The 16,149-nt window shown below is 69.9% G+C and carries 13 protein-coding genes and 3 pseudogenes; 13 read left to right on the plus strand and 3 right to left on the minus strand.

Annotation, left to right across the window (positions count from 1 at the left end):
- The 3 pseudogenes from HCR68_RS13060 to HCR68_RS13070 all read left to right on the plus strand — a co-directional run.
- Positions 1-490, plus strand: a pseudogene (locus HCR68_RS13060) (IS1634 family transposase); the annotation flags it as partial.
- Positions 491-505: 15 nt separating this feature from the next.
- Positions 506-640, plus strand: a pseudogene (locus tag HCR68_RS13065) (LuxR C-terminal-related transcriptional regulator); the annotation flags it as partial.
- Between the two features lie 516 nt (positions 641-1,156).
- Positions 1,157-1,402, plus strand: a pseudogene (locus HCR68_RS13070) (integrase core domain-containing protein); the annotation flags it as partial.
- Between the two features lie 999 nt (positions 1,403-2,401).
- Here the strand turns inward: HCR68_RS13070 and HCR68_RS13080 are convergent.
- Entirely contained in the window at positions 2,402-2,716 is a 315-nt protein-coding gene (locus HCR68_RS13080; RefSeq protein WP_167150179.1) for a transposase, read from the minus strand.
- Positions 2,717-2,872: 156 nt separating this feature from the next.
- On the opposite strand from HCR68_RS13080, the gene HCR68_RS13085 reads away from it, so the two are divergent.
- On the plus strand, positions 2,873-4,225 hold the full coding sequence (locus HCR68_RS13085; RefSeq protein WP_167150181.1) for an SGNH/GDSL hydrolase family protein: 1,353 nt from the start codon (positions 2,873-2,875) through the stop codon (positions 4,223-4,225).
- A gap of 140 nt (positions 4,226-4,365) precedes the next feature.
- Here HCR68_RS13085 and HCR68_RS13090 read toward each other — a convergent pair whose 3' ends face one another.
- Together HCR68_RS13090 and HCR68_RS13095 are read right to left on the minus strand one after the other, a co-directional pair.
- Positions 4,366-5,223, minus strand: coding sequence for an inositol monophosphatase (locus tag HCR68_RS13090; RefSeq protein ID WP_167150199.1), 858 nt, complete (start codon positions 5,221-5,223; stop codon positions 4,366-4,368).
- A gap of 38 nt (positions 5,224-5,261) precedes the next feature.
- Positions 5,262-6,728 (minus strand): amino acid permease, encoded by a 1,467-nt coding sequence (locus HCR68_RS13095; RefSeq protein WP_208320617.1) that lies wholly within the window; start codon positions 6,726-6,728, stop codon positions 5,262-5,264.
- A gap of 80 nt (positions 6,729-6,808) precedes the next feature.
- Here HCR68_RS13095 and HCR68_RS13100 point away from each other — a divergent pair, with 80 nt between their 5' ends.
- The 9 genes from HCR68_RS13100 to HCR68_RS13140 all read left to right on the plus strand — a co-directional run bounded on the left by HCR68_RS13100 (position 6,809) and on the right by HCR68_RS13140 (position 15,817).
- Complete coding sequence (locus tag HCR68_RS13100) at positions 6,809-8,431, plus strand: DUF2079 domain-containing protein (RefSeq protein ID WP_167150183.1); 1,623 nt, start codon at positions 6,809-6,811, stop codon at positions 8,429-8,431.
- Positions 8,424-8,963 (plus strand): CrcB family protein, encoded by a 540-nt coding sequence (locus HCR68_RS13105; protein WP_167150185.1) that lies wholly within the window; start codon positions 8,424-8,426, stop codon positions 8,961-8,963. The genes HCR68_RS13100 and HCR68_RS13105 overlap by 8 nt, the downstream gene beginning before the upstream one ends.
- Positions 8,960-9,445, plus strand: a complete 486-nt coding sequence (locus HCR68_RS13110) for a CrcB family protein (protein WP_167150187.1) — start codon at positions 8,960-8,962, stop codon at positions 9,443-9,445. Before HCR68_RS13105 ends, HCR68_RS13110 begins: the two co-directional genes overlap by 4 nt.
- Before the next feature lie 111 nt (positions 9,446-9,556).
- Positions 9,557-10,444 (plus strand): thioredoxin domain-containing protein, encoded by an 888-nt coding sequence (locus tag HCR68_RS13115; protein WP_167150189.1) that lies wholly within the window; start codon positions 9,557-9,559, stop codon positions 10,442-10,444.
- Positions 10,445-10,605: 161 nt separating this feature from the next.
- Positions 10,606-11,553: an ROK family glucokinase gene (locus HCR68_RS13120; protein ID WP_167150191.1), complete on the plus strand. Its 948-nt coding sequence runs from the start codon at positions 10,606-10,608 to the stop codon at positions 11,551-11,553.
- A gap of 220 nt (positions 11,554-11,773) precedes the next feature.
- Entirely contained in the window at positions 11,774-12,802 is a 1,029-nt protein-coding gene (locus HCR68_RS13125) for an ABC transporter substrate-binding protein (RefSeq protein ID WP_167150193.1), read from the plus strand.
- Complete coding sequence (locus HCR68_RS13130) at positions 12,799-13,833, plus strand: iron ABC transporter permease (protein WP_243859126.1); 1,035 nt, start codon at positions 12,799-12,801, stop codon at positions 13,831-13,833. The genes HCR68_RS13125 and HCR68_RS13130 overlap by 4 nt, the downstream gene beginning before the upstream one ends.
- 20 nt (positions 13,834-13,853) lie before the next feature.
- Positions 13,854-14,933, plus strand: a complete 1,080-nt coding sequence (locus HCR68_RS13135) for an iron ABC transporter permease (protein WP_167150195.1) — start codon at positions 13,854-13,856, stop codon at positions 14,931-14,933.
- Entirely contained in the window at positions 14,930-15,817 is an 888-nt protein-coding gene (locus HCR68_RS13140; protein ID WP_167150197.1) for an ABC transporter ATP-binding protein, read from the plus strand. The genes HCR68_RS13135 and HCR68_RS13140 overlap by 4 nt, the downstream gene beginning before the upstream one ends.
- Positions 15,818-16,149 lie beyond the last annotated feature (332 nt).

Raw genomic sequence — 16,149 nt, forward strand, 5'->3', positions numbered from 1 at the left:
GCCCGGGCCGTCATCGCCGGCGAGAAGCAGCCCAGACGCACCAGGTTCGTCACCACCCACGCCGGTGACGCCACCCTGGATGAGGCGTCCATCGCGAGAGCCAGGTCGCTGGTGGGCCTCAAGGGCTACGTCACCAACATTCCCGCAGGCTTGATGGACGCCGGTGAGGTGGTCTCCTCGTATCACGAGCTGTGGCACGCCCGAGCAGTCCTTCCGGATGAGCAAGCACGACCTGAGAGCCCGCCCCGTCTTCCACCACACCCGTGAGGCGATCGAGGCCCACCTGACCGTGGTCATGGCAGCCCTGGCCGTTGCCCGACACCTCCAGGAAGCCACCGGAATGTCCATCGCCAGGATCGTGCGCGAGCTACGCGGCCTGCAGGATGTCACCATCAACCTCAACGGCCACCACCTCACCGCCGCCCCGCGTCTGACCGATGCCGCCAAGGCCATCCTCACCGCCATGAGCGCCCCACCCCCGGCACACTAAGCGTCATGAGTCAGGTCGAACGAGGAGATCGCCGAGAGGCTGGTGCTCCAGCCCGCCTCCGTGCGCCGCAACGTCAGCCGCATCCTGGCCAAGCTCCACCTGCGCGACCGCGTCCAGATCGTCGTCGCCTGGTACAAGAGTGGTGGTTGAGAGGTATGGCCTGCCTCGGCCCCTGTACTCGCCCTCACTTGCTCTCAGCCGGGCGGGGACATTCGACGCCGTCGGGGACATTTTCTCGTGGCCGGGGACATCGCGCGCGTGCGGGGACAGAAAACCTGCACCCGTACGTGCAGAATGTCCCCGGCTGGAGCGGGTAGCACCCAGCACCCGGCGAGGGAACGCGGCTAATCCTCGGGCATATCAGCGTCACGGCGCAGGTTGACACGATGGGCCGTGAGCCCGGTGAGGTTGAGCAAGGCGAGGGCCGCCATGAGGTAGCCGAACCAGGATGGCTGCGTAGCCAGATCGCGTGCGGCGAGGCCGGCAGTCAGGACTACTGTCCCCGTGAGGGCGGTTGATACGGTGTCCGTGATGTCACCATCAACCTCAACGGCCACCACCTCACCGCCGCCCCGCGTCTGACCGATGCCGCCAAGGCCATCCTCACCGCCATGAGCGCCCCACCCCCGGCACACTAAGCGTCATGAGTCAGGCCTGAAGGCCTATGGTATCCGACCGTCCGTGGGTCGTACGGGGGTGTGTTGGGACAATGCGTGGGCGGAATCATTTAACGCCACGCTCAAGAATGAGAGAGTGCATAGAATGGTGTACCCCACGAGACAGAAGGCGATCAACGATATTGCCTCGTGGATCGAGCTGAGATACAATCATGTTCGCCTTCACTCAGCCCTGGGATACCGCACACCTAATGAGGTCGAGCAAGAATTCCTGGACCTAACCAAGGCAGCCTGAAACACCAAACAAGCAGTGTCCGAAAAACACCCAGCAGCCCAGTTCCTGGCGGTGGTGGTCGTGGTGGGTGTCGGGCGCCCAGGCGGCTTCGTGCTCGGCGGGGGTTCGCATCCCGATGGCGGAGTGAGGGCGAATGGTGTTGAACCAGTGGACCCACTCGGCGGTGGCGACCACGGGCGGCGTCGATGTCCTCCCAGGGTCCCTGGTTACGGATGAGCTCGGCCTTGTACAAGGAGCTTGAGCACCTCAGCCAGAGCGAAGCCGAAAGGAGGTCGTCCTTGGAACCCACCGAGGCGACCGCCTCGCAGTCGGCCAGGGCTGCCCCGTAGCGGACGGGGCCGGTACTGCACGCCGCGGTCGCAAGTGGTGCACCAGGCCCGTCAGGTCGGCGCCCTCGCGCCGGCGCTGCCAGATAGCCATTTTCAGGGCGTCCAGGGCCAGGTCGGTGCACACACTGGCTGGTGGAGGTCTGCCAGCCCACGATTCGCCGCGAGAAGACATCGGTGACGAAGGCAACCGGAGAACGTACGCACGTAGGAGGGGGTACCTCCCGCTTGCGGGGGAATGTCGGCGACCCACAGCCCACCCAGGGCGAAGGCCTCGAAGTGGCGCCTGACCAGGTCGGCCGGACACTGGTCCTTAGCCACCGAACGGGTCGTCCTGGGCGACTTGGCGCGCCTGACGCCGCGGTAGACCCAGGTCGCCCATGAGCCGCTCGACGGTACAGCGGGCCACGTGACCGGCACCGTGACGCTCGGCGACCTCAGGGCGGCCCCGCATCACGTGCATCTTGCGGGCCCCCAGCACCGAGTAGCTGGTTCTTGTGGACCCTGGATATCTCCGCCTTGAGGGCCTCGTCGCGCAGGCTCCTGGCGCTAGGAGGCCGGCTACGACGGGCGTAGTAGGCACTCGGGGCGATCTGTACGCCAGCCTCGCTGAGTGTGGTGCAGATCGGCTCGACCCCGAACTCCTCCTTCTTGGCCTCGATGTACTGGCAGATCAGCGGGACGGGCGCTCACACTCCGCCGCGAAGAAAGCCGACGCACTCTTCAGGATCGCGTTGGCTCTTCGCAGCTCTCGGACCTCTTTCTCCAGCTCCTTGATCCGCTGCGCTTCGTCAGTAGTGGTGCCAGGCCGGGTGCCCTGGTCGATCTCAGCCTGTCTCACCCAGGTACGCAGAGCCTCGGGGTGGACACCCAGCTCATCGGCGATCCTGCGCACCGCGCCCTTGGCCCGCGCCGGGTCGGCCAGCGCCTCCAAGGTCATCCTCGTGGCTCGCTCGCGCAGCTCATCGGGGTACTTCTTCTGTCCCATGACAGTGATCCTTCCGTGTCATCACTGCCTCCATCAAACCCGGGGCGATTCAAGGTTCCCTGACCGCGAAGGACTTCCACCACCAGCGGCATCTCTTGGGCGCCATCGTCGGGTCGTGGTTGACTCAACGCTCAACCACGACCCGAGGAGCGTCATTTGCCCGCACCTGGTACCCCGCCGCGGCCTGCCGGCCAGGCCGGCTCAACCACCTCCGCGGCCTCTCCTGCATCCGCTGCATCCACCGCCTCGGCCAACGAGCGCCCGCGCCGCCGGCGTCTCCCGGCCATGCGGCTGGTGCTGCTCACCGTCGTCGCGGCCCTGCTCGGCGTGAGCCAGGCGGCGCCCGCGGTCCACCTCGATCCGCCCGACCTCAGCGGCCTGCCGGTGGGCACCTACGTGGCCCTGGGCGACTCCTACGCCTCGGGCTTCGGGGTGCCTCCCTACGCGGAGGGCACCGACGTCGTCGGAGGCAACACCTGCCGGCGCTCGGCGGATTCCTACGCGCGTATCGTGGGTGAGAGGACCGGGCGGACCCTGGAGATGGGGGCCTGCTCCGGGGCCCGGACCCACGACTTCTATGAGGCCAACGACTCCTGGGGCGAGACCGCCCAGCTCGACCGCCTCGGCCCCGGCACCGGCCTGGTCACCTTCTCCATCGGGGGCAACGACGCCGGTTTCGCCCGGATCCTCGGCGACTGCATCGGCGGGGGCGAGCGCGGCTTCCTCTCGGCCGCCGGCTGCAGCAGCGACGAGGAGGTCACGAGCTCGGTCGACGGCGCACTGGACGCCCTGGCCGGCAGTGCCACGCGTGACGGCGTCTACAGCTACGACATCATCATGGCCGACATCGGCTCGCGCGCCCCGGGCGCGGCGGTGGTCGCCGTGGGCTACCCGCACCTGTTCCCCGAGCAGGGCGGCTCCGGCGGGCTCCTCCTGGGCCGCTGCCAGGGCGTGACCAAGGTCGACCAGCGCTGGATCAACGCCAAGACCGACGAGCTCAACACCGCCCTCAAGGCCGCCGCCCTGCGCCACGGTCACCTGTTCGCCGACCCCACCGGCAACTTCGACCGCCACGAGCTGTGCGGCCGCCACGGCTCGTGGATGTTCGGGCTGCTCGAGGCCGGGCGCTTCCACCCCAACGCCTACGGGCACAGCGCCACGGCCGGCGCCGTCATCAACGCCCTCGGGGTCGCCAACCGCACCGCCCAGCAGTCCCAGCTCGCCGAGGCCGAGGCGCTGGCCGCCAACGCCCGGCCCGTGGCCGCGGTCAGCGTCTCCCGCAACGGGGAGCGCATCTCCCTGGACGCCTCGGCCTCCACCGATGCCGACGGCGCGGTCGCGAGTATCGAATGGTACGTCCAGCACGCCGACGGCACCGAGGAGATCCTCACCGGCACCCAAGCCACCACCACCGTCCCCGCCGACGAGCAGGCCGTCATCACCGCCGTCGTCACCGACAACCAGGGCAAGGCGACCTTCTCCAGCCAGGTCTCCCCCGCCGCCGGCTGACCGCCGCGCGTTCGTAGGGTAGGTCTCGCGTTCGTACCCTCTACCCCTCGAACGGGCGACATAAGGTACGACCGCGCGGGAGATCCCCGACTCCGCCCGGTTCCCGCGCATAGAGAAGCCCGCGCGCAGCGGCCTCAGTCTCAGGCGGCGCGCAGGTGCTCCAGCACCTCGGCGTGGGCGGTGGGCGTGGCCACGAGCAGCGACCCGGCGCGGCGCACGTCGAAGGGCTCCCCGTCCATCCGGGTCAGGACCGCTCCGGTCTCGGTGCACAGCAGCGCACCGGCCGCGACGTCCCAGGGCTGGAGCATCGGCTGGGCGTAGACGACCGCGCCGCCGGCGGCCACCTCCGCCATCTCCAGGGCGGCCGCCCCGTAGCAGCGCATGCCGCGCGAGACCTCGATGGCTCGACCGATGCCCGCGTCCTGCGTGAGCTGGTAGTGCGCGATGACCATCCCCTCGCTCAGGGGCAGGTCCTCCACCGTCTCCAGGGGCCTCGGCGCGACGCCGTCGGAGCCCGGTGAGTCCACTGCACCCACCGGGCCCACCGGGTCCGCCGTCAGCGCCTCCACCCGGGCGCCCCGCCCCCGGATCGCCGTGTAGAGCCGGCCGGCCACGGGATCGGCGAGCACCGCCAGGACGGGCAGGCCGTCGTCGACGAGGGCCAGCGAGATGGCCCAGTCGCGGTGGGTGGCCACGTAGTTGAGGGTCCCGTCGATGGGGTCGAGCACCCAGGCGCGGCCGCGGTAGGTCTCGAAGTCCTCGATGCGGTGCTTCTCCTCGCCGTGAATGGGGATGCCGGCGGTCTCCAGGCAGCAGGCGATACGCTCCTCGACGCCGCGGTCGACCTGGGTGACCAGGTCGTTGCGGTGCGCCTTGGCCTCGATGCACAGCTCCTCGCCCGGATCCAGGGCGAAGGCTGCGGCCCGACGGACGGCGCCCACCGCCTGGGCGAGCAGATCCTCCCAGGGGTCCGACGACGTCGAACCCTCTGCCGGCACCGACCCCGCTACCGGCGCCCGCCCGTCGCCGGCGGCACTCACGGCCGCGGCTCCTGCCTGGCGAGCCGACGGCTGTGGACGACCCAGGCGACCCCCAGGGCCACCAGCCACAGGGGCGAGGCGAAGACCGCGATGCGGGTGTCGTGCGCCTGGGTGAGGGTCCAGATGACGAAGGCGAAGAAGACCAGGCACAGCCAGGCCGCCGCACGCTCACCGGGCAGCCGGAAGGCACTGGCCTCGTGCAGCTCGGGCCGCAGGGTCAGGAAGCGCAGGTAGGAGACGACGATGACGCACCACACGAGGATGAACAGGACGCTGGCCACCGTCGTCACCGTCGTGAAGGCGTCGATGATGGACTTGGAGGTGTAGAGCAGCGGGATCGAGGTCAGCAGGCTGGCACAGGTGACGATGAGCGAGACGCCCGGCACCGATCGGGCCGTCAGCCTGCGGAAGACGTGGGGCGCGTTGTCCGCCCAGGACAGGCCGAACAGCATCCGGGAGGTGGAGTAGACCCCGGAGTTGGCCGACGACGCCGCGGCCGTGAGCACCACGAAGTTGACGACGCCCGCGGCCACCCCCAGCCCCGCCAGGGCGAACATGTCCACGAAGGGGCTCTTCTCGGGGTCGATCTCCCGCCATGGGGTGACGGCCATGATGGCCGCGAGCGCCCCCAGGTAGAACAGGACGATGCGCACGGGAATGGCGTTGATGGCCCGGGGCAGGGTGACCTCGGGGTCCTTGGCCTCGGCGGCCGCAGTCCCCACGAGCTCGGTGCCCACGAAGGCGAAGATGGCGATCTGGAAGGCCCCGAAGAATCCGCTCAGACCGTTGGGGAGCAGTCCGCCGGACCAGATGTTGGACAGCTGCGCCGGAGCGCCGTTGGGCGCCGTGAAGCCGCGCAGGACCATGATGATGCCGACGACGACGAGCGCCACAATGGCCACGATCTTGATGATGGAGAACCAGAACTCGATCTCCCCGAAGGCCTTGACGGTGGCGAGGTTGAGGCTGAACAGCAGCGCCACGGTCACCACCGGCGTGATCCACAGCGGCAGATCCGGCCACCAGAACCTCACGTACCCGGTGATGACGATGACCTCGGCCACAGCCGTCACCAGCCAGCACACGTAGTAGGTCCAGCCCACGAAGAAGCCGGCCCACGGCCCGATGAGGTCGTGGGCGACGTCGGCGAAGGACTTGTAGGACAGGTTGGACAGGAGCACCTCGCCCAGGGCCCGCATCACCAGGAAGAGGACGGCACCGATGACCGCGTAGACGAGGAACACACCGGGACCGGCCAGGGAGATCGTCTTGCCCGAGCCCATGAACAGCCCGGTTCCGATCGCCCCGCCGATGGCGATGAGCTGGACGTGACGGTTGGTCAGGTGGCGCTGGAGCTGGGGCTCGGCGTCATGCTCCATCAGTTCTTCGAGGTCAGGCTGCTGATGCGGCGCTGAGGAGTCGGCCGCCGGGTTGGATTCGGCGGGCTGCGGCGTCTGGGACATCTCGTCTCCTGATCGTGGGTGACGCATTGAGCCTAGCGGTACCAGGTTCATCCCGGATTCACACGGGTAGGCTCAGCGCCGTGAACCTCAAGGACCAGATCCGCCACTCGATTCCGGCCGCGATCGTCGTCGTCATCGGCGCCTGGGTGATGATCTACTACTCGATCGTCCAGTGGCAGACGATGAAGCAGGTGCCCAGCTGGGACCTGGCGATCTTCTCCGAGCTGGCCAAGGCCTACGCCCACCTCCAGGCCCCGATCGTGCCGGTCAAGGGCGACGGATTCAATCTCCTGGGCGACCACTTCCACCCGATCCTCATTCTGCTGGGGCCGATCTGGCGGCTCTTCCCCACGCCCCTGAGCCTGCTCATCACCCAGGACCTGCTGCTGGCGGTCTCGGCCTGGCCCCTGACCCGCCTGGCCACCCGGCTGACGAACCAGTGGGTCGGCGGCGCGCTGGGCCTCGTCTACGTCCTGTCCTGGGGGATGCAGGGGGCCGTGGCCGCCCAGTTCCATGAGATCGCCTTCGCGATGCCGATGCTGGCCTTCGCCTCGGTGGCCTTCGTGGAGCGGCGCTGGGTGGCGGTGGCGGCCTGGTCAGCGCCCCTGGTGCTGGTCAAGGAGGACATGGGACTGACAGTCCTCATGATCGGCGTGGCGGTCATCCTCACCTCGATGGTCCCGGCCTGGTACCGCAGCTGCACCGTCGGCGGGCCCGGCGGCGCCGACGAGGCCCGCAACCGGACCCGGGGGATCAAGCTGGGCGTGGGCATGATCGTGGGAGGCGTCGCGGCCTTCCTCTTCTCCATCCTCGTGTTCCTGCCGGCCTTCAACATCAACGGGGTCTGGGACTACGGGCTGAACTCGGAGAACAAGCCCGCCGCCCCCGACGCCCTGCTCCAGAAGGCCAAGGTCGTCGTCATGCTGGTCCTCACCAGCGGCGTCGTCGGGCTGACCTCGCCCTGGCTGCTGGTGGTCCTGCCGACGCTGGCCTGGCGGTTCCTGGGGTCGGTGGACTTCTACTGGGTGTGGGACAACTGGCACTACAACGTAACCCTCATGCCCATCGCGATCGGGGCGCTGCTCGACGTCGTCGCCCGCCGCCGCGCGCACGGCGCCTACCCGGCCGGCCGGCCCGTCCGGGAGGTGGGGGTCGACGGCCTGCCCGCCCCCGAGCCCCAGGCCGCCGGCAGCACCGGCTCCGCCGGAGAGCCCGACGTCGTCGGGCCGCGCAGGCGCCCGGCGGCCTTCCCCACCTGGCTCACGGTGCCGCTGCGGCACCGTTACGTGGTCGCGGCGAGCGTCCTGACGGTGGTGGCCACCGGCATCCTGTCCGCCCCCTACCTGCCGCTGTGGAAGGCCACCGACCAGAACTTCAACACGCCCAACGCCCAGACGAAGAAGGAGGACCCCGAGGCGCGGCGGGTGGCCACCGCCCGCGAGGTCATCGCCACCATCCCGGAGGGGTCCACGGTGGTCACCGACCTGTCGATGCTGGCGTACCTGGTGCCGCGGGCCGAGGTCTCCTGGATGGGAACGAGCGGCCCCGACAAGGACTACGTCGTCATGAACCGCAACGGCGGCGGCAACCAGTGGGGCACCACCGACGCCGCCACCTGGGGCGAGCAGCACTCCAAGCGGGGGGCGAGCTACACCGTCATCTACGACAAGAACGGCTTCCAGATCGCCAAGCGCAATGGCTGAGGCGGAACCCGACGCCGGGCCCGAGCCCAGGTCCGGTCCCGAGGGCCGGTCCGGCCCGGGACCGGCGGCGGGGGTGCCCGTGCCACCGGTTACCGAGCCAACCGGACCGTCCCCCTCAGCGCTCGGGCGGGGTCCGTCAACGGTCGGCTCGCTGGGGCTGGTCGCCGCGGGCGGCTGTGCCGGCACCCTGGTGCGCGCGGCCCTTGAGCGGGCCTGGCCGGCCGCCCCCGGCCACCTGCCGACGACGACGCTGGCCATCAACGTCGTCGGCGCCCTGGTCCTGGGGCTGCTGCTCGGGGCGCTCGGTCAGCGGCGCCCCCGCCTGCGCCTGGCCCTGGGCACGGGGGTGCTGGGCGGGCTGACGACGCACTCGACCTTCATCCTGGAGAGCCACCGGCTCCTGGCCCCGGGCGGGCAGGCCCACCACCCGGCTCTCGGCGGCCTCTACCTCCTGGGGTCGATGGTGGTCGGCCTGGCGGCGGCGGCCCTCGGACTGTGGCTGGCCGGCCGGCTGCGTCGGGAGGAGCCGTGAGCGGGACCGGAGCCGCCGGGCTGATGGTGTGGCTCGCGGACTGGCTCCCCCTGGCGCTGGCCGGCGGGGTGGGGGCGGCCTGTCGCTGGAGCATGGACAGCAGTGTCAACAGCTCGGTGAGCCGGATGCGCGCGGCCGCCTCGACATCCTCCTCGAAGCGACGCCGCTGCGGACGCTCACCGTCAGTGCCGATGCCCTGGGGCACCGTCGTCGTCAACGTGACGGCCTGTCTCCTCATGGGTCTGCTCGTGGGCTGGACCGGCAGCACGCCGGATCCCGGGTCCCGGACGGCCGCGGCGCTGTCAGTCCTGGGGACCGGGTTCCTGGGCGGGTACTCCACCTTCTCCACGGCCTGTGTCGAGGGAGCGCGACTGCTCCTGGCGGGCCGGTGGGGGCCGGCCCTGACCCATGCCGCTCTCATGACGACGGCGACGCTGGGCGCCGTCGGGCTCGGACTGTCCGCGGGAGCCGCACTGCGCTAGACGCGCCGGTCCCCGCATCCTCTCTCGAAGAGGACACGAATACGCGTCGTCTTCGAGGAAAACGGTGAGACGCGTGCGGCGGGGCGGTGCTCCTCTGAGAGACTCCCTGCCATGAGTGTTCAGCCGCCTTCTGCGACGCCGACGCCGGCACAGTCGAGAAGCAACCGCGTCACGGTCATCACCCTCGTGGTCATCGCCGTCATCCTGGCCGTCATCGCCGCACTGCTGCTGCAGAACGTCGCCTCCCGGCACCGCCGGGGCGCCGAGGCCACCGCCCAGGCGTCCACCTCCGGCTCGGCCAGCAGCGACGGCTCGGCCACAGCGGTCCCCGAGCCCACACCGGCGCCGCCGGTGCCCGACCCGCAGACCCTGGAGCTCATCCACTCCGAGACCCACCGCGACCCCGCCGACGCCCAGGCCAAGGGCGGGGTCGACGCCCCGGTCGTCATGGTCATCTACTCCGACTTCGCCTGCCCCTACTGCACCCAGTTCGCCCAGAACGTCGAGCCCGAGCTCGCCGACCTGGTGGATCAGGGCACCCTGCGCATCGAGTGGCGCGACCTGGCCCAGATCAGCCCCACCTCGCCGCTGGCCGCGCAGGCCGGTCGGGCCGCCGCCAGGCAGGGGAGGTTCTGGGAGTTCCACGACGCCGTCTACGCCGCCGCCGACCCCCAGGGCCATCCTGAGTACACCGAGGACTCGCTGGTCGCCTTCGCCCGCAAGGCCGGGGTGGCGGACATCGAGCGGTTCCGCACCGACATGAACGCCCCTGAGACCGTCACCGCGGTCACCGAGGCCACCAACCACGCCCACTCGATCGGCATCACGGGCACCCCGTTCATGATCGTGGGCGAGACCTTCATCAGCGGCTACAACAACGCCGACTACATGAGAGCGGTCATCAACAGCCAGGCCGCCAAGGCCAGGACCTCCGCAACGACCTCCGCACCCGCCAGGACCTCCACGGCGCCGGCCGCCTCGTCCGCCGCAACGAGCTGACGACGATCGATCGGGCATCAATCGGGCTCTCCGTCCCCCCGACTCGCCACCACGGCGGGCCGGGGGACGTTATTCTTCCACTACTCAACCCGTCGGTCGCTGGACGGTCAGCGACGTGAGTGGCAACGTAAACAACGGTCGTTTAACCAAGGAGCGCGAGCATGGCACTGAGCATCGGCGTGGATGTCGGCGGAACGAAGATCGCGGCCGGCGTCGTCGACGACAACGGACAGGTCCTTCAGACGGTGCGGCGCGACTCGCCCGCGGCCAACCGTCAGGCGATCATCGACACGATCACCACGGTGGTGCGCCGCCTGCGGGAGGACTTCCCGGACGCGGCCACCGTGGGCATCGGAGCGGCCGGATTCGTGTCCTCCGACCGCAACACGATGGCGCACGGCACCAACCTGGACTGGACCGGGATGCGGATCGGCGACGTCGTCTCCCAGGGCACGGGACTGCCGGTCGTCGTCGAGAACGACGCCAACGCCTTCGGATGGGCCGAGGCCCGTTTCGGGGCGGCCCGGGGCAGGCGCAACGCCCTCATCGTGGCCATCGGCACCGGCGTGGGCGGGGCGATCATCGTCGACGGGCACCTCCTGCGCGGGGCGGCCGGATTCGGCGGGGAGATCGGGCACATCAACGTCGTGCCCGGCGGGCGCCCCTGCGGCTGCGGCCTGCGCGGGTGCCTGGAGCGCTACAGCGCCGGCACGGCCCTGGGCGTCAACGGCTGGGAGCTGGCGCAGTTCCGTCCCGCGTACGCGGCCCGCATCATCGAGCTCTCCGGCGGCGACCCGGAGCACATCTCCGGCAAGGCCGTCACCGCCGCCGCCCGCGAGGGGGACCCGGCCGCGCTGGAGTGCTACGAGCAGCTCACCCACTGGCTGGGGGTGGGGCTGGCGGACATGTGCGCGCTGCTGGATCCCGAGGTCATCGTCATCGCCGGCGGCCTGGCCGAGGCCGGGGACATCCTGCTGACTCCCACGCGCAAGGCCTTCACCGCCAACCTCACCGCGGGCGGCAACCGCCCCGCCATCCCGGTGGTCCTGGCCGAGGGCGGCCAGGAGGCCGGGCTCGTCGGCGCCGCGGACCTCGCCCGCCAGCCCTGAGCCTCCCCGAGCGACACGGGGCCGCCTTGGGCTGTCCGACGTCGCCCCCGTTCCTCTGAGGGCCACTCGGCTCCATCGGCTACCCGCCCCGGAATGACCTGACACGGCGTCAGCGTGGGCTATTCCACCAACCGCCCTGTTGTTAGGTGTGGCTTGCCTCGGTTAACGTCGCCACGTTCGTCCGATCTCTCCTGATCGGCCCTTAAGAGAAGAGGCCTTCGTGACCGTCTCCCGCAAGTCATTCATCCTGGGCGCTGCAGCCCTGTCCTCCACGGCGCTCCTGGCGGCCTGCGGCCGCGCGCGCCGCCCGAAGTCCTCCGGCAAGACCATCCCGATCAAGCACGTCTACGGCACCACCGAGGTTCCCGAGGGCGCCACCAAGTTCGCCACTGTGGGCTGGGGCAGCCAGGACGTCCTCCTGGCACTGGGCATCATGCCGGTCGGCTTCTCCAAGCAGACCTTCGGCGTCACCGACGGCTCCGGCATGCTGACCTGGACCAAGGAGAAGGTCGACGAGCTCGTCGCCAAGGGCGCTGCGCAGCCCAAGCTCTTCAATGACGACGGCGGCGTCAAGATCTCCCCTCAGGCCGTGAACGCCACCACGCCGGAGGTCATCCTGGCCACCTACTCGGGCATCACCAAGGAGGAGTACGAGACGCTGAGCAAGAGCGCCCCCACCGTGGCCTATCCGAAGGCCCCCTGGACCACGCCCTGGCGCGAGACAATCACGATCAACGCCACCGCCGTCGGCAAGAAGGCCGAGGGCGAGAAGCTCGTGGCCGACCTGGAGAAGCAGGTGGCCGACGCGGTCGCCCAGTACCCGCAGATCCAGGGCAAGGCCGCCGCCTTCTGCTACACCGCCGAGGGCGACGCGACCAAGTTCGGTTTCTACACCACCGCCGACCCGCGCACCGCCTTCCTGTCCGACCTGGGGCTGGCGGTACCGGCCTCCGTGGAGAATGCCTCCAAGGAGAACGCCTCGGCCTTCAACGTGGACATCTCCACCGAGAACGCGGACTCGCTCAACGACTTCGACCTCATCGTCATGTACGGCACCGAGTCCAACCTGGCCGCCCTGCAGGCCAACAGCCTCCTGAGCCAGGTGCGCGCCATCCAGAACGGCGCCATCGCCTTCGTGGGCGACAACGACCCACTGACCGCCTCCACCAATCCCGGCCCGCTGTCGATCCCGTGGGGGATCGATAAGTACGTGGAACGCATCGCCGCCGCAGCCGACAAGGCGAAGTGAAAACCCCGACGGCTACACGCACCAGCGCGAGCAGGCAACTGCGCCGGTGCCTGACAGCCCTGGCCCTCCTGACGGTCCTGGCCGTCATCGCCACCCTGTGCTCGATCGCCTTCGGCTCCCGGATCGTGGGGATCGGGGAGATCATCGGTGGCCTAACCGACTCACGCGGCGATATCGGCGCAGTGGCGGTGTCCGAGCGGATGCCGCGCACCGTCGTCGCCCTCGTGGCCGGGGCGGCCCTCGGGGTCTCGGGCGCCCTCATGCAGGCGGTGACCCGCAACCCGATCGCCGACCCCGGGATCCTGGGCGTCAACACCGGCGCCTCCCTGGCGATCCTCATCGGCGTCGCCTTCCTGGATATCTCAGGCGGCTCCCAGTACCTGTGGTTCGCCCTCATCGGGGCGGCCGTCACGGCGGTGCTCGTCTATGCCATCGGCTCCCTGGGGCCGGGCGGTCCGACGCCGGTCAAGCTCGCCCTGGCGGGCGTGGCCACGAGCGCCGCCCTGTCCAGCGTCATCAGCGCCGTCATGCTCCCCCGCGCCCAAGGACTCGACGACTACCGCTTCTGGCAGATGGGCTCGCTGGGGCGCGGCACCTGGGACTCCCTGACGACGATCGCCCCCTTCCTGGTGGTTGCGACCGTTCTGGCAGTGCTGGTCGCAAGCCCTCTTAACTCTCTGGCGCTGGGCGAGGAGATGGCGATCGGCCTGGGCGTCAACGTCACCCTCACGCGCCTGGCCGCAGCGGGCGCCGGCGTGCTCCTGTGCTCGGCGGTGACCGCCGTCGTCGGCCCCATCGGCTTCGTGGGGCTCATGGTGCCGCACGCGGTACGCATGCTCTGCGGCTCCGACCACCGCTGGCTGCTGCCGCTGTCCGCCCTGTGCGGGGCGGACCTGCTGACCCTGTCCGACGTCATCGGGCGAGTCGTCTCCCGACCCTTGGCCGCGCTGCCGGTGGCGGTGGTCACCGCTTTCATCGGCGCCCCGATCCTCATCATGATCGCCCGCGGAGCGAAGGTGCGTGAGCTGTGAGCGCCCGGAACACCACTGACATGACTGGCATGACCGACGCCGGCAGTGCTCCCAGCATCGGCGCGCTGCGCCCCGGTTTCTCCCTCGCCGGGCGCCGACACCGCACCCTCCGCTTCGCGGCCGTCACCGTCGCTCTGGCCCTGGTGGCCGCGGCCCTGTGGGTGACAATGATGATGGTCGGTGAGACCTGGTATCCCCCGGAGGAGGTCATCGGAGTCGTCCTCGGCGACTTCGTGCCGGGAGCCTCCTTCGACGTCGGAGAGGTGCGCCTGCCCCGGGCGATCATCGGGCTGCTGGCCGGGATGGCCTTCGGGATGGCCGGAACCACCTCTCAGACGATGCTGCGCAACCAGCTCGCCAGCCCCGACATCATCGGCATCACCTCGGGGGCCTCGGCCTCCGCGGTCTTCGCCATCACGGTGCTGGGATGGTCGCCCGCAGGCACCGGCGTCAACGTCCTGGCCGTCACCTGCGGCCTGGCGACGGCGCTGATCATCTTCCTGCTGTCGGGATCGGGACGCAGCCAGGGCGGGCGGCTCATCCTCATCGGCATTGGCGTGGCGGCGATGTTCACCTCCTTCATCTCCTACCTCCAGCTCCAGGGCAACGTCTACAAGGCGATCGACGCCATGCGCTGGCTGAGCGGCTCGCTGGACTCGGTCACCTGGAACCAGGTGCCGGTCCTGGGAGCGGCGATGGCCGTGTGCGGAGCGCTTCTACTCGTCGTCGGCCGTGACCTGGGGCCCCTGACCCTGGGTGAGGAGACCGCCACCGGCTTGGGCGTGCCGGTGGACCGCGCCCGCCTGGCACTGGTCATCACGATGGTGGCTCTGTCGGCCTTCGCCACGGCGGCCACCGGCCCCATCGCCTTCGTCTCCTTCCTGGCCGGCCCAATGGCGGCCAGGCTCATCGGGCAGACCGACCGCAGCCTCCTGGTACCGGCGGCGCTCATGGGCGCGGTCATCGTGCTGGGCTGCGACCTGGTGGCCCAGCTCCTCCTGCCCAACGCTCTGACCGTGGGCGTGGTCACCGGCCTCATGGGCGCGCCCTACCTCATCGGCCAGCTCATCCGTATCAACAGACAGGGCGCCTCCGCATGACCTCCACAGAGACATCCGCAGAGACCTCCGCAGAGACTGAGACCTCCACAGAGACCTCCACCCCTCCCGAGCTCACCACCCAGGGCCTGCGCTCCGGGTACGGCCGGCGCGTCGTCGTCGACGGCGTCGACGTGACGATCCCCAGCGGCAGGATCACCGTCATCGTGGGGGCCAACGCCTGCGGGAAGTCGACCCTGCTCAAGACCATGGCCCGGATCCTGGCGCCGGTGGAGGGCCAGGTCCTGCTCGACGGGACCCCCATCGGGCAGATCCCCACCCGGAGGCTGGCGACGCGCCTCGGCCTGCTGCCCCAGCAGCCGATCGCCCCCGAGGGGATCGCGGTGGCGGACCTCGTGGGACGCGGGCGCCACCCCCACCAGTCCATGTTCCGCTCCACGGGCGCCGAGGACCGCCGGATCGTGGAGGAGTCGCTCCTGGCGACCCGCACGGCCGAGCTGGCCGACCGCTCCATCGACGAGCTCTCCGGCGGCCAGCGCCAGCGCGTGTGGATCGCCATGGCGCTGGCCCAGCGCACGCCGGTGCTGCTGCTGGACGAGCCCACGACCTTCCTGGACCTCACCCACCAGGTGGAGGTCCTCGACCTGCTCACCGACCTCAACCGCGAGCGCGGCACCACCGTGGTCATGGTGCTGCACGACATCAACCTCTCGGCCCGCTACGCCGACCACATCATCGCCATGCGCGCCGGCAGGGTCGTGGCCGCCGGTCCCCCGCGGGAGGTGGTCGACGCCGAGCTGGTGTCGACCGTCTTCGACCTGGACTCCGACGTCATCACCGACCCGGTCTCGGGAACGCCCCTCATCCTGCCCAAGGGCCGCCACCACGTGCGAGAGGCCGGAGCGCCGGAGCAGGAGCAGGAGTAGAGAACCCGCCCGCCCAGCCGCCGTCGCCGTCCCGCAGTCTCCTCACGCAACGCCGCAACAGCCCCACCGACCAACATCGCGACAGCCTCACGACCGCACCCTCAGACGCGCGAAGGAGTACCCGAGATGAGCCCCGCCCGCCCCTCCGCCTCGCCGACCTCCCCGTTCCGCTTCTTCCATGTCACTGGAGTGCGTGGTGTTTCTTGGACAGGGGGAGTTTTTCTTCCCGTGAGTCGATAGGATGGAGACCATGCCAGCAGCGAAATACTCAGAGGAGTTCAAGGCCCAGGTCGTGCGTGAGGTCATTGAGAAGGACCGCACGATCGCCTCGG

The organism is Actinomyces sp. ZJ308 (assembly GCF_011752065.1).
In the GTDB taxonomy this organism is placed as follows: domain Bacteria; phylum Actinomycetota; class Actinomycetes; order Actinomycetales; family Actinomycetaceae; genus Actinomyces.